The organism is Agrobacterium sp. CMT1, assembly GCF_037203725.1.
Taxonomy (GTDB): domain Bacteria; phylum Pseudomonadota; class Alphaproteobacteria; order Rhizobiales; family Rhizobiaceae; genus Agrobacterium; species Agrobacterium pusense.
On sequence record NZ_JBBCAR010000017.1, the window covers coordinates 274,024 to 287,979 of the forward strand.

Annotated in this window: 10 protein-coding genes; 5 read left to right on the forward strand and 5 right to left on the reverse strand. The window is 58.2% G+C overall.

What is annotated here, in order from left to right; genetic code table 11:
* Positions 1-104 precede the first annotated feature (104 nt).
* Both WA845_RS20760 and WA845_RS20765 read right to left on the reverse strand, forming a co-directional pair.
* On the reverse strand, positions 105-2,045 hold the full coding sequence (locus WA845_RS20760; protein WP_337322549.1) for an EAL domain-containing protein: 1,941 nt from the start codon (positions 2,043-2,045) through the stop codon (positions 105-107).
* Between the two features lie 106 nt (positions 2,046-2,151).
* Positions 2,152-3,357 (reverse strand): GGDEF domain-containing protein, encoded by a 1,206-nt coding sequence (locus WA845_RS20765; protein ID WP_234904866.1) that lies wholly within the window; start codon positions 3,355-3,357, stop codon positions 2,152-2,154.
* Positions 3,358-3,659: 302 nt separating this feature from the next.
* Here WA845_RS20765 and WA845_RS20770 point away from each other — a divergent pair, with 302 nt between their 5' ends.
* Positions 3,660-4,586 (forward strand): Gfo/Idh/MocA family protein, encoded by a 927-nt coding sequence (locus WA845_RS20770; RefSeq protein WP_004441083.1) that lies wholly within the window; start codon positions 3,660-3,662, stop codon positions 4,584-4,586.
* 28 nt (positions 4,587-4,614) lie between these two features.
* Here WA845_RS20770 and WA845_RS20775 read toward each other — a convergent pair whose 3' ends face one another.
* From WA845_RS20775 to WA845_RS20785, 3 genes are all read right to left on the reverse strand, one after another.
* The gene (locus WA845_RS20775) at positions 4,615-5,643 is read right to left on the reverse strand and encodes a GGDEF domain-containing protein (protein ID WP_035207673.1); all 1,029 of its coding nucleotides are present in this window, start codon (positions 5,641-5,643) and stop codon (positions 4,615-4,617) included.
* Positions 5,644-5,785: 142 nt separating this feature from the next.
* The gene (locus tag WA845_RS20780; protein WP_112555088.1) at positions 5,786-6,235 is read right to left on the reverse strand and encodes a DNA polymerase III subunit chi; all 450 of its coding nucleotides are present in this window, start codon (positions 6,233-6,235) and stop codon (positions 5,786-5,788) included.
* A 25-nt stretch (positions 6,236-6,260) separates the two neighbouring features.
* Positions 6,261-7,754: a leucyl aminopeptidase gene (locus WA845_RS20785; RefSeq protein WP_112555161.1), complete on the reverse strand. Its 1,494-nt coding sequence runs from the start codon at positions 7,752-7,754 to the stop codon at positions 6,261-6,263.
* A 298-nt stretch (positions 7,755-8,052) separates the two neighbouring features.
* Between WA845_RS20785 and WA845_RS20790 the strand changes: the two genes are divergently transcribed.
* The 4 genes from WA845_RS20790 (at position 8,053) to WA845_RS20805 (ending at position 13,931) form a co-directional block, all read left to right on the forward strand.
* Positions 8,053-9,222: an LptF/LptG family permease gene (locus tag WA845_RS20790; RefSeq protein WP_004441075.1), complete on the forward strand. Its 1,170-nt coding sequence runs from the start codon at positions 8,053-8,055 to the stop codon at positions 9,220-9,222.
* Positions 9,219-10,307 (forward strand): LPS export ABC transporter permease LptG, encoded by a 1,089-nt coding sequence (gene lptG / locus WA845_RS20795; RefSeq protein WP_112555090.1) that lies wholly within the window; start codon positions 9,219-9,221, stop codon positions 10,305-10,307. Before WA845_RS20790 ends, lptG begins: the two co-directional genes overlap by 4 nt.
* Positions 10,308-12,689 (forward strand): LPS-assembly protein LptD, encoded by a 2,382-nt coding sequence (locus tag WA845_RS20800; RefSeq protein ID WP_022555938.1) that lies wholly within the window; start codon positions 10,308-10,310, stop codon positions 12,687-12,689.
* Between the two features lie 294 nt (positions 12,690-12,983).
* Positions 12,984-13,931 (forward strand): SurA N-terminal domain-containing protein, encoded by a 948-nt coding sequence (locus WA845_RS20805; RefSeq protein ID WP_006700162.1) that lies wholly within the window; start codon positions 12,984-12,986, stop codon positions 13,929-13,931.
* The last annotated feature ends 25 nt before the right edge of the window (positions 13,932-13,956 follow it).

Here is a 13,956-nt window from a genome sequence, read left to right on the forward strand (position 1 = left end):
GGTGACTTTTCTCAGCACAGACAGTGAGAACATTCAATCCGGCCCCAGCCGAATTTACCCCTGATCATCATTGGCGCGGGAAGATGTGGGCGGTGCCCTTGGCGCTAGGCACACGCCCTGCGGGACTGCAGCCGCGCGAGCGGCACGGCGGGGGAATAAAGATAACCCTGCCCGAAGCGAATGCCCATCTGCATGAGAAGCCTGCTCTGCTCCTCGGTTTCTATACCTTCCGTCACCAGCTTAGCGCCATAACGCTCCGCGCTCTCGAAGGCGAGCGCAATGGCCTCCCGGAACCGCGATTGATCCAGCCTCGACGTCATCCAGTGATCGATCTTGACCTCTTCAAACGGGAACCGCGCCAGCAAAGTGAGCGCGGCATAACCGGTCCCGAAATCATCGAGCGCCAGCCGCACGCCGGCGGCGAACAGCGTATCGAAATTCTGCTGCACGACGTCGTTGGTCGGAATCCTGCTCATCTCCGTCACTTCGATCGCCAGGCGATGCGCCGGCACCGCCATTTCCTGCAGCAGCGCCACGACCCGGTCAGCAAAGTGCACGGTTGCGAAGGACGAAGCGGAAATATTCACCGCGAGATGAAAATCCGCATCGAGATCATGCAGATCGCGAAGGTCGTGCACCACGGCTTCGATCGTCGACCATTCGAATTCCGCCAGCAACCGATGACGTTCGGCGATCTCCAGCACATAATAGGGCGAAAGCGCCTGCCCCCGCGCATCGACCGCGCGCAGCAGCGCCTCAGCACCGATCATGCGGCGATTGCGCATTTCGAATTTCGGCTGATAGCAAATGGGCGGCCTGCCGGATTTGATCCAGTTGACGAGCATCTGCCGCACCGTCTCGTCCCGTGTCGCCTTCTCGGCAAACGAAAAGGGGAAAATCTGCACGGGATGATCGCTTCCCTTGAGCGCCAGGCTGAGATGTCTGAAGAACGAGGCCACGTTCTGCCGGGAAAGCCTGTCCAGACTTGCCGCGCCGATTTTGAGATGCGGTACCGGCCCCGCTTCCGCCGAGCGGCAAAAGGTGCTCAACCCCTCATGCAGATGCATCATGAGTTTTGTACCTTCGGACTTCTCCAGCGAAATCTCCCGCATGACAACTGCAAGTGTCGTATCACCGAACATGAAGCTGCAAGGTGCATGGGCGCTGCACAGCAGGCCGTATTCCCCATCGCAGATTTCCCGCGCCAGCCTGGGCCAGAAAATATCGCTCCAGTCCTCCCCCTCGCAGGCGGCGACATCGGCAATATTGACGATCTCGATCAGAACGAGGGCGCGCGAAACGGCCGGCTCCTGCCGCATGACCGTTTCCATATGGTCCTTGAGGGCGCGCCTGTTGGGCAGTCCGGTCAATGAATCCGTCCGCGCCGCCACCTCGCGTTTCTTTGCCTCGTCGCGCGCGCGCGCCTCGCTGCGCAGCAGGATGAACAGGCAGACGATCATCGGCAGGCCAACGGCGACAGCTCCCAGCGTTCGGCGGCCTATTGCGCTCAAGAACAGCGTCTGGTCGATCAGACCAAACACGAACGAGATTGTGATGGCAAGCAGCGCGGCCATGAATCTGACGGCGAAGACGGTGAGAATATCCCGAGTTCCGAGATCGGCGAGGCGTCGGTCGCGCATCCAGCCATACATGATGATGCCGCAGGCCGAAATGACGACCATGTCCTGCAGGGCCGCAAAAAATAGCACGGGGCCGCCGAACACGAAACGCCCGGCCGCGACGAGGGACAGGCTGATAAGCCCACCCTGCCATGAGCCCAGCACCCCCGCGAGAAACAGCAGATCGGAGCGGATGTAAGGCTTGGAGGGCAGCTTGATGAATTCGGAAACAAGCAGCGTCAGCAGAAAACCTGTCATTCCGAAGACGAGGCCATAGTAGATTTTATAGCGGGGATCCTCGAGGGCGATGTTCCGCCGCAGAAGGATCAGCACGGACACCATGCCAACCACCGCGGCCGCCTGAAGCAGCAGGAATGGAAGTTCGGCAGCGGACGCTGCCGCTTGTGCGGCGATCAATTCCATCATCTGCATTCCCCGATTATTATATGTTCTTGCCCCGGAATTCCGGTGCCGGTCTTCAACAATCCCGCTTGCGCGGGGCAAAATTTATGGCGCCGCCAAGCCATCAGCCCTATCCGGACATCATGGCCTCGACCCCGTACAGCTCCGCCGGCATTCCCATATGCCCGGAGGCCAGCACCAGCCGGTCGCGGCCCTGGCGCTTTGCCTCGTAAAGCGCCATATCGGCCCGGTTCACCATCTCGTATATGATTTCCCTGCCGTCGCCGGAAACGGCAATGCCGAGGCTGACCGTGACGATTTTCTGTCTGTCTGGACGGTTGAGATGGGGGATGGCCTCGTCGATTACGGCCAGTCTCAGTCTTTCGCCAATGGCAAGCGCAGCGGAAGCGGTACAATCGGCAAGCAGAACGACAAATTCTTCCCCACCGTAACGGGCTATGAAACTTCTGTCGCCATCGTCCCTGCGCAGGGCGCCACGCAGCCTACCGGCAATCCTGCGCAGGCAGTCATCGCCGGCGACGTGGCCTTCTGCGTCATTGTAGTTCTTGAAATAATCGACATCGAGAAGGATGAGCGCCCGCGGCCGGCCGCTACCGACCGATGCCTCGTTCGCCGCCTCCTCGAAGCTGCGGCGATTGCGAATTCCGGTGAGCTGGTCGGTATTGGAAAGCTGCTGAAGCTCGTGATTTGCACTTTGAATCCGCTGCAGCAGGGTCTTCTCCCGCAGAGAGGCCAGATAGTCCTTTCTTTCCACCTGCTCGATGCGGTAGGCCGCAAACAGCGAGACGGCGCTGATGCCAGCGGAACACATGATGGCCGGTAGCTTGGCCACCTCGCTCGTGACCGTGACATATTCCATGCCGACGATGAAAACCGCCATGCAGCCAACCGTGCCCATGACCGCAAGCGAAAACGGTTTGCGATGTATCGTGTTCATATAAAGGACGACGGTGACGATACCCACGTAATATTCGCTCGCCGACGAGGTTTGCGCATTGGCATAGATGAACATGATCGAGGCGACGACCAACATGCAACCCAGCCCGTGCAGGACCTCATGCGCCACGCCGTCCGGCCGCATCCTGATCGCATAATATCGCGCGGGGAAATAAAGAAAGAGAAGCGGTGTGATGATCATCAGGCGGACTGTCAGATCCAACCAGATGATTTCCGGCACCAGACTGATGTCCACGAATACGTAGAGATTGTAGAGGATGATGCCGAAGATCAATCCGTATGTATTGAATTGCCGGCTGCTTTCGTTGACTTTCTGAACGAAGCCAGACAGACGGTCAGCCTTGAATAAAACCACCACGACCCGCTCTTTAAAATATACTCAAGTTAAAAATACATAAAACTCTAACAAAATGAGAATATACCTAAAAAATTGGATTAAGACAGCCCGGCCATCGAAAACATCACTGAAAATTACAAAGAAATATTTTCATGATCAAGCATTGCACGGTCGATAATGTGTATCGAAAGTTTCCGTGAAGTCATCGTCTGGAAAAGACGCGTCGCGCCGAAACGATCACCTTGCTCCTGCGGGCGTTTCTGCTAAAAACCTGTAAAAATCACACTTTATCTTAGGCAGCACTCACACACGGGTTCCACTTCATGTCAGCCACCAAGCTTGCCATCGTCGGCGTCGGCAAAATCGTTCGCGACCAGCATCTTCCCGCCATTGCAGGCAATCCGGATTTTGAATTGATCTGCACCGCAAGCCGCCATGGCACGGTGGATGGCGTCGCATCCTACGGCACCATCGAGGCGATGCTCGAGGCCGTACCCGATATCAACGCCGTCTCTCTGTGCATGCCGCCGCAATATCGTTATGAGGCAGCCTATGCGGCACTGAATGCCGGCAAGCACGTCTTCCTCGAAAAGCCGCCGGGCGCGACGCTCTCGGAGGTACAGGATCTCGTCCGCCTCGCGGATTCTAAAGGCCTGTCACTGTTTGCAAGCTGGCATTCGCGTTATGCACCTGGCGTCGAGGCTGCCAAGGCGTTTTTAGCCTCCACGACGATCAACAGTGTTCATGTGATCTGGAAAGAAGATGTGCGCCACTGGCATCCGAACCAGGAATGGATCTGGCAGGCGGGTGGTCTCGGCGTGTTCGATCCCGGCATCAATGCGCTTTCCATCATCACCCATATCCTGCCGCGCGCGCTGTTCCTGACCAGGGCGACGCTTGAATTCCCGGAAAACCGCGACGCGCCGATCGCGGCCGACCTGCATTTCTCCGACGTGACGAAAATGCCCGTCCATGCCGAATTCGACTGGCGTCAGACCGGCAAGCAGAGCTGGGACATCGTGGCCGAGACCGCCGCGGGGCGGATGGTGCTTTCGGAAGGCGGGGCGAAGCTCTCGATCAATGGCGAGGAAAAACTATCCCAGCCGGAGCGGGAATATCCGGCCCTTTACGAGCGCTTCGCCGAGATCATCAAGTCAGGCCGCTCGGACGTCGATCTTGCGCCGCTGACTCATGTGGCCGATGCTTTCCTGCTCGGCCGCCACAAATTCGTGGATTCTTTCTACGACTGAGCAGCGAAACGCTTCTCAAGGCAATCTTTCAGAGGGCGCGGCTGACAAACCGGTCGCGCCCCGATTTTTTGGCCTGATACAGGGCTTCATCGACGCTCCGCAGCAGCGTCGCGCGATCCGCGCCTGCCTGCGGCGCGATAGCGCCGCCGATGCTAAGGCGCGCAAGCACGCTCTCACCCTCCACATGAAACGGTTGCCGAAACGCGTGGAGCAGTTTTTCCGCAAGGCCGTTGATGAGCGTGGATGAATCCGGACGCGGCACGAATATTGCGAATTCGTCGCCCCCCATGCGCACCACCACATCATCTTCTCTTACAGCATCGCGGATTCGGGTGGATGCCTCGACCAGCACCCTGTCTCCTGCCGCATGGCCAAGCGTGTCATTGATGGTCTTGAAGCCGTCGAGATCGAGATAGAGAACACCGAAAGTGTCCTTCTCGCAAAGCGCGGCGCCAAGTTCCAGATCAACGATCGCGTCCAGAGCCTTGCGATTATAAAAGCCCGTCAGCGGATCGGTCATGGCCGCATCGCGCAGTTCCCGGGCGGCAAGGCTCATGGTGAAGTTCGCTTTCTGCAATCTCAAAAGCGCGCCCGCGAGTGTCGCAAAATACTGGAGATTATCGACCTCCGCAGCGGTGTACTCCCGAACGTGCGGGTCGAGCAGACAAAAAGTCCCGACCACCAGACCGGGTTCGAGTTCGATCGGGGCGCCTGCGTAGGACCGCAGGTCGGGCGCGCCCTTTACATAAGGCAAAGAGCCGAATTCAGGATGAGCGCTCAGATCCGTAACAGTCAGAATATTCTGCGTGACGACCACACGGTCGCAGATCGCAATGTCACGGGGGCATTCCTGGAATTGCAGCCCTGCCTGCTCGGCAATGTGGAGCCAGTCCTCATCCAGAATATGCACGGCCGCGCGTGCCACCCCGAATACGCCCTGCGCCAGTTGCGAGATCGCCTTCAATTCAGCGGTTTCCGCATTCTTGAAAGCCACAACGGACCGCACTGCTACCAGTCGTTCCAGCTCCAGATCCGGTCGTGGCATCATCTGTCCCATCGCATATCCCCTCTGTCTGCTGATAACGCGTCTGAAAGCGTACATGTTGCATGCGTTCATAAAACAACCGCCACGGGCGACACCACATGCGATTTCTTACCGGCCATTTTCCCGTTGCAAAGGTAGTCAGACGGGGGACGGGTCATGCCTTTTTCTGCCAGCGCCCTTCCGGCGATTGCTGCCAGTAGGTCAGCGAATGCCCCTCAGTTTTCAGCCTTTTCCAGTGGTTTCGCGCAATTTCGGTTTGGTAGGCATCGTATCCGTCGAACATGAAGACGATGCGTTCATAAGCCTCCACTGCCGGGGGCTCGGCGCCATCGACGAGAAAACGAACACTCGCGGCGTTGGCGTTCCCGTCCGATGCCGTCAGGAGAATCGGCTGGTTTTGCGGTACTGGCGAAGTGTCGGTGGCGTGCGGAAGGAAGCTGTCGTCGCGGAACGTCCAGAGATGCGTGTCGAGGAAGTCCCGGCGCTCCTCGCCCACTGTCTGGACCGCGACCTTCCAGCCGCGTTCCAGCGATTTCTCGAGCAAGGGCGGCAGCGCGTCCTCCAGCTTCGATTCCGTCAGGTGATAGAACAGAATTTCAGTCATGCGCTGGCGTGCCGCTCCGCTCGTCTCAATCTTCGTAATGGGCGCGAACGAGTTCGTTCAGAAGACGCACGCCGTAACCCGATCCCCAGGACTGGTTGATCTCGGTCAGCGGCGAGCCCATGGCTGTCCCGGCGATATCGAGATGCGCCCACGGTGTTTCACCCACGAAGCGCTTGAGGAACTGCGCAGCGGTGACGGAGCCCGCCAGGCGGCCCGAGCTGTTCTTCATGTCGGCAAATTTGGAATCGATGATCTTGTCGTAATCCTTGTGGAGCGGCATGCGCCACAGTTTTTCAGCTGTCACCTCGCCGGCCTGCGAAAGCCGCGTTGCCAGTTCATCGTCGTTGGAGAACAATCCGGCCTGCAGATTGCCGAGCGCCACGGTGATCGCGCCCGTCAGTGTTGCGAGATTGATCATGAATTTCGGGTTGAAACGCTCCTTGGTGTACCAGAGCGCATCGGCCAGAACCAGCCGTCCTTCGGCGTCGGTATTGATGATCTCGATGGTCTGGCCGGACATGGAAGTCACGATGTCGCCGGGGCGCTGGGCGTTGCCATCAGGCATGTTCTCGACAAGGCCGATGACACCGATAACGTTTGCCTTGGCCTTGCGGGCCGCAAGCGCATGCATCAAGCCGGTTACGGCTGCAGCACCACCCATGTCACCCTTCATGTCTTCCATGTTGAGGCCGGGCTTCAGCGAAATGCCGCCGGTATCGAAAACGACCCCCTTGCCGACAAAGGCAACGGGTTCATCCTTTTTGGAGCCGCCGTTCCATTGCATGACCGCAAGCCGCGGCGGACGGGCCGAACCCTGCGCCACGCCGAGAAGGGCATTCATGCCAAGCTTCTTCAGTTCCTTTTCGCCAAGGACCTCCACCTCGACGCCGAGTTTGCGCAACTCTTCCGCCTTTTCGGCGAATTCGACCGGGCCGAGAACGTTCGGAGGGAGATTGACGAGATCGCGCGCCAGTATAACGCCGCCCGCAACCGCCTCGGAGACGGCAAAAGCCTTTTCCGCTTCCTGATGGGCGACCGTGACGATGATGATCTCCACCTTCTTCGGCGTCTTTTCGTCCTCGGACTTTTTCTTGGTCTTGTAGGCATCGAAGCTGTAGGCGCGCAGCAGAAGACCAAGCGCGAAATCCGCCGCCGCCTGAGCGCCAACCTCGACGCCCGGCGCATCGAGATAGACAACGACCTTGTCCGCCTTCTTGAAATGGGCAGCCGCCGTACCGCCGGCACGCAGCCAGTCATGGGCGACCAACTTCGACGGCTTTCCAATTCCGATGACCAGCAGCCGGTCGGCAGCGGAACCCTGCGGCGCGATAACATCGAGCGTCGTCATGGATTTTGCTGAAAAGCCCGCGATCTTCGCCGCCCTTTCGATCACACCACCCGGATCGGCTTCGGAAGCACCGGCGACGGCCTTCGCATCACCCGAGGCCTGCAGCATCACGGCCAGGGCATTTTCCAGCGAGGCGGAATTGGCGAAAGATATATCGAATTTGGCGGACATGTTTTCCTGCTCTTCTTCTACGACTTGCACGATGCGCATGATCATGGCCTTTTCGGCCCCGGGCGCAACCCCGCATTCTTTAAAGCCCCACAGCCGTTAAAGGAAATGCATTTTTAGTGAATGCGAACTCACGTCATGAAACCGACAGCTTGTTCCACAAAAAGACACAGGCGGCGGAAAAATTGTCGCGCAAAACATATTTGTGAGCCTGCCGGAATAGCCAATTGCAAACGATGCGATTAGATAGGCGGAAACTCGGCGAGCGATCGCAGGGAAAAACAATGTCGAACAGGGCCGTATGAAGCTTCTCGAGAACTATATCCTGCGGCGGACAACGCAGATGTTTCTGGTCGCGCTGTTGCCGGTGCTGGCCATCATCTGGACCATCCAGGTTCTCCAGAGAATCAATCTCGTGACCGATACGGGCCAGTCGATGGGTTCCTTCATGGCGCTCGCGACGATGATCCTGCCGACGCTCATTCCCGTCGTGCTGCCTTTCGCGCTCGTCATCGGCATCACCCAGATTTTCACGACGATGAACAATGATTCCGAGCTCGCGATCATCGATGCGGCCGGATCTCCGCGTTCGATCATGTATCGCCCGGTTCTCATTCTGGCCGCCGTCCTGAGCGCGCTTTCCTTCACCATCACCAATTTCGTCGAGCCGCCTGCCCGCAGTTCGGCGCGACAGATGGTGGCTGCGGCCTATGCCGACCTTCTCTCCTCCGTGATCGAGGAGAAGACGTTCCGTACCATCCAGGACGGCCTTTACGTGCAGATTGCCCAACGGCAGGGCCGTATTCTCAAGGGACTGTTCGTTGCCGACCGCCGCGATCCGAATTTCGATCTCATTTATTATGCCAAGGAAGGCATGATCGACGAAAGCGGTACGTCGCTCACCATGCGCGACGGCGAGGTGCAGCAGAAGACGCCTGACGGCAAGGTCTCGATCGTCAAGTTCCTGTCCTATGCCTTCGACCTTTCGACCATGTCGGAAAAGCAGGATTCGGAGCCTTCGCTCTCTCCGGGCGACGCCAGCCTCGGTTTCCTTCTCTCGCCCGATGAAAACAATGCGAGCTACAAGCGCTCGCCGGAGACGTTCCGCAGCGAATTGCACAAGCGACTGTCGGACTGGATGTTCGCCTTTTCTTTTGCGCTGATATCGCTGGTCATCGCCGCCGACGCCCGTTCGCACCGCGAGGCGCGCATGCATCCGATGGTCGCGGCGCTGGTGACGGCTTTCGTGCTTCGCTGGCTCGGTTTTTACGTTACGAACCAGGTGAAGCAGAGCGCAGCCTTCATTCCTCTGGTCTATGCCGTTCCGGGCCTCAGCGGTGCTGCGGCCGCCTTCGTGCTGATCACCGGCCGTAAACCGAAAATGCCGAGGATGGTAACCGATGCGGCGGGCCGGTTGCGCCGTCTCTTCTCCAGCCGGCTGGCGCGCAATTCGGGGAGCGGCAACGCATGATCTTCAACACGCTCGCCCGGTACTTTCTGAAACGATATCTCATCACGGCCATCTGGTTCGTGATCGGCGTATCCTCGATCATTTACCTTGCCGACTTCAGCGAAACGGCGCGGCGCATGTCCGGCCTGCCCGGCTATTCCGTTCCGGCCGCGCTTGGCCTGACAGCGCTTCGCCTGCCGTTGATCCTGCAGCAGACCATACCATTCATTGCGCTGTTCGTCGGCATGACGACGCTGATCTCGCTCAACCGGCGCTACGAACTGGTCGTGACGCGCGCCGCCGGCATTTCCGCCTGGCAGTTCATTCTCCCCTTCGTGCTCGGCGCGGTCCTCATCGGCATCCTGTCGGTCACTGTCCTGAACCCCATCGCAGCGTGGGGCCAGAACAAGTCGCTCGCCATGGAGGCCGGTCTGCGCAACGAAGCGGGCGGCGGACGCCAGCAGCAGATCATTCCGTGGATGCGCCAGTCGAGCGGCGGCCAGGATACGATCATCGGCGCCAAGAGCTTCGAAGACAACGGAACGATGCTTCTCGACGTGGTTCTCATCGACCTCGACAAGGACGGAAACATCGTCTCGCGGAAGGATGCGAAGTCGGCTAAATTGGAAGATGGTTACTGGCTTCTTAACGGCGTTTCTGAAACGCGGGCCGGACATGTGCCAGTTCGGCAAGAGAGCATGCAGATCAGTACCAATCTGAGACGGGAATTTGTCCAAGAGCGCATGACGCAGACGGAAACCGTTGCTTTCTTTGACCTTTCTCACAAGATCGAAGTTGCAAAGTCCTTTGGACTATCTTCAAAGGCGCTTGAGACGCAGTATCATTTCCTGCTATCGACGCCCCTGCTTCTGGTTGCGATGACCTTGATCGCCGCGACCGTTTCATTAAAGTTCAGCCGCTTCGCCCAGTCGCGCTCCGTGATTATGGGTGGAATCGTTTCCGGCTTCGTGCTTTATGTAGTAACCGTGCTCGTAAGGGCATTCGGGAGTGGTGGTGTTGTCCCTCCCACCGTCGCGGTCTGGGTTCCAGTCATCGTGGCGTTGGCTTTGGGGGCAACCATTCTGCTTCATCAGGAGGACGGCTAAGTGGCGGTAATTGACCGCGGGAATATCAGGCGGCTTTGGACGGCCCTTCTGACAGGTGCCGCTGTGTGCGCGTATTTGGCATCCAGCCCGGTCGCTTTCGGCCAGGATGGTTTGCTTGCGTCGGCAAGCCAAGACGATTCGAAACTCCTGCTTACAGCAAATGAACTGACCTATAACCGCGATTCCCAGCGCGTCATCGCGAAGGGCGTGGTTCGCATGAAATATTCGGGCTACCGTATGGTGGCCCAGCAAGTGGAATATAACCAGCAGACCGGTCGCGTGGTCGCCCATGGCAACATCGAGCTGATCGAGCCGGGCGGCAACAAGATCTATGCCGACGAGATGGACGTGACCGACGACTTCGGTCAGGGCTTCGTCAACGCATTGCGCGTCGAGACCACGGACAATACCCGTATTGCCGGGGAAAGCGCCGAGCGCCTTGAAGGCGACCTGATGGTCCTCAACAACGGTGTCTACACCGCGTGTCTGCCCTGCGCCGAGCGCCCGGAAAAGGCGCCGCTGTGGCAGGTAAAGGCCGAGCGCGTCATTCAGGACGGCAAGACCCATACGGTGCGGCTGGAAAAAGCACGTCTGCAGCTTTTTGGCCATTCGATCGCCTATATCCCGTTCCTGACGGTGCCGGACAATACGGTGAAGCGGAAGTCGGGCTTCCTTTTCCCGCAGATGAGCATGACCAACAAGCTCGGCTTCGGTATCGGTGTCCCCTATTTCCAGGTTCTTTCCGATACGTCCGACCTCACGGTCACACCGACCTACTACACAAAACAGGGCCTGCTTCTTCAGGCCGAGTTGCGCCAGCGTTTCGAAACCGGCATGCACACGCTGACGATCGCCGGCATCAGCCAGCAGTCCTCGGACACGTTCATTGCCGGAACGAGTGACGCGCTGAACGATCAGCGCGGCATGGTTGCCAGCAAGGGCGATTTCAGCATCAACCCGCGCTGGGCCTTCGGCTGGGACGCCATGGTGCAGTCGGATAACAATTTTTCGCGTACCTACAGCCTGAAAGGCTACAAGAACGACGTCCAGACCAATCAGATTTATCTGACAGGCACTGGCGAACGTAACAGCTTCGACGCCCGCGGTTATTACTTCAACGTTCAGGACACGGATAATTCAGAGCTCAAGGAACGTAAGCAGGCGATCGTTCATCCGGTCGTTGACTATCGTTACTTCCTGCCGGATCCGATCTATGGCGGCGAGCTCTCGCTGACCACGAACTTCACGAGCATCAGCCGTTCGACGCAGGATTCCTACGCGATGGGCGGCTTCCCGCGCTTCAACGGTCTGGAAGGCTCTTACACGCGCTGGACCACGGAAGCGGAATGGAAGCGCACCATCACGATGGATAGCGGTCTTCAGATCACGCCGATCCTTGCGGCGCGCGGCGACGCATTGTGGACCGACATGACTGCGGCAAGCTTCACCTCCGGCGGCACATCCTATGCCTATGAAGGCATGATCCATGACGATGCTGCCTTGCGCGGCATGGTCACCGGTGGCCTTGAGGTGCGTTATCCCTGGCTGTTCACCGCTCTCAACAGCAGCCACGTGATCGAGCCCATCGCGCAGATTTTCGTGCGGCCGAACGAGCAATATTCCGGTCGTTTCCCGAACGAGGACTCACAAGCCTTTGTGTTCGACGCCACAAACCTGTTTGAGCGCGACAAATTTTCGGGCTTCGACCGGATCGAAGGCGGCACACGAGCCAATCTCGGCTTCCGTTACAACGGTACTTTCGACAATGGTTACGGTGTTCGCGCCATTGCTGGTCAGTCCTTCCATCTCGCTGGCGATAATTCCTTCGCCTCCTATGATCTTCTGAATGTCGGCGCCGATTCCGGCCTCGAATCCGATCGTTCGGATTATGTCGCCATGGCTGCATTCGATGCACCTATCGGTCTTTCGCTGTCCTCGAGCCTGCGTCTCGACAAGGACAATTTCGAAATCAACCGGTCTGAAACGGGCATCAGCTATTCGGATCGCCGCATCAACGGCAGGCTCAGCTATACGCAGGTCAAGGCGCAGCCGAAATACGGCTATAACGAAGACCGCGATATCATCCAGGCATCCGGTTCACTGCGCATGGACGATAACTGGTCGCTGTTCGGCTCGATCAACTACGATCTGAACGGCAAGTTTGCCGCCGAACGCCGGATTGGTATCGCCTATCAGGATGAATGCACGATCTTGACGGTCAGCTATTCCGACGAAGGCAACATCAACTCCAGCCGCCAGGCCGCCAATGACTGGTCGATCAATGCCCGTCTTGCCTTCCGTACCCTTGGCGATATCAGCGTCGGCTCCGCGAACGAAGACTGGAACGACATGGATATTGGCTGGAAGCCGAACAATTACTGAGTTTAAAGGCGGGCCGCACAGCATTGTGGCCTGCCTTTTTGCTATCAGACCAGTAGTAGTCACGGTTTTGCCGCAACAACGCGCCAGTGTCGACCCGGCATGACAGTATCGGGTTTCTTTCAACAAACCGACACATTGCCGTTTTGCGGATCACGATGATATATACGTGGCAAATTCGCGGTGCGGATGCACATGTGCAGGTCTGAAAGGCGGGGGAAGGCAAAATCCCTGTTACCAGACGAACAGATTGGCGGGACAGGGCAACAGGACCTGCCTGACGAAAGGGAGAAGGATATGATGAATTTCGGAAAGTCGGCTTTGCGTGGCGCTGCTTTTGCCTTTGCGATATTCGCCGTTCCCATGGCCATCGTGCCTTATGCCGGTCAGGCCTTTGCCGATAACACAGTGAAGATCGTCGTCAACAAGACCCCGATCACCAATGACGACATTTCCAAGCGCGTCGCCTTCCTGAAGCTGCAGCGCCAGTCCGGCAACCTCAATGAAAAGGCGCGTGAGCAGCTCGTCGATGAAGCGCTGAAGCGCGAAGAAATCGCCCGCGTCAAAATGTCGGTCAGTACGGAGGATGTCGATGCTGCCTTCGCGCGATTTGCCGGCAACAACAAGATGAAGCCGGAGCAGTTGACGAAGGTGCTGGCGCAGGCGGGTGTTGGCGCCGACCACTTCAAGGCCTTCATCGCCGTTCAGATGAGCTGGCCGCGCCTTGTGAACGCCCGTTATGGCGCGCGCGGCAAGATGTCAACGCAGGATCTGGTCACCCGCCTGAAGGAGCGAGGCGACAAACCGGTCACCACGGAATATTTCCTGCAGCAGGTCATCTTCGTTATCCCGGAAGCAAAGCGCAACGCCATCACTGGCAAGCGCAAGGCGGAGGCTGAAGCCTCGCGCAAACGTTATCCCGGCTGCGACCAGGCGATGAGCTTTGCCGCGACCATGCGCGATGTGGCAATCAAGGACCTCGGCCGCATTCTGGCGCCTGAGTTGCCGGAAGACTGGAAGGCTCTGGTAGAAAAGACCAAGGAAGGCGGCACCACCGGCACACGCGTGACCGAAAAGGGCGTCGAATATCTGGCCATCTGCAAGCAGCGCCAGGTTTCCGACGACTATGCGGCGGAAATGGTGTTCAAGTCCGAAGACCTGATGAAGGCCAAGGAAGGCGAAAACCCGAACGAAAAGAAGTACATGGATGAGCTGCGCAAGAAGGCGCAGATCGTCAACACCTGATATTGATACAAGAGCCGGGTCTTTC

Bases quoted from the DNA above. Each gene is read 5' to 3' on its own strand.
- WA845_RS20770 (WP_004441083.1), top strand. From the start codon at position 3,660: ATGTCAGCCACCAAGCTTGCCATCGTCGGCGTCGGCAAAATCGTTCGC.
- lptG (WP_112555090.1), top strand. From the start codon at position 9,219: ATGATCTTCAACACGCTCGCCCGGTACTTTCTGAAACGATATCTCATC.
- WA845_RS20780 (WP_112555088.1), bottom strand. From the start codon at position 6,235: ATGACTGAAATTCTGTTCTATCACCTGACGGAATCGAAGCTGGAGGAC.
- WA845_RS20775 (WP_035207673.1), bottom strand. From the start codon at position 5,643: ATGGGACAGATGATGCCACGACCGGATCTGGAGCTGGAACGACTGGTA.
- WA845_RS20790 (WP_004441075.1), top strand. From the start codon at position 8,053: ATGAAGCTTCTCGAGAACTATATCCTGCGGCGGACAACGCAGATGTTT.
- WA845_RS20805 (WP_006700162.1), top strand. From the start codon at position 12,984: ATGATGAATTTCGGAAAGTCGGCTTTGCGTGGCGCTGCTTTTGCCTTT.
- WA845_RS20785 (WP_112555161.1), bottom strand. From the start codon at position 7,754: ATGTCCGCCAAATTCGATATATCTTTCGCCAATTCCGCCTCGCTGGAA.
- WA845_RS20760 (WP_337322549.1), bottom strand. From the start codon at position 2,045: ATGATGGAATTGATCGCCGCACAAGCGGCAGCGTCCGCTGCCGAACTT.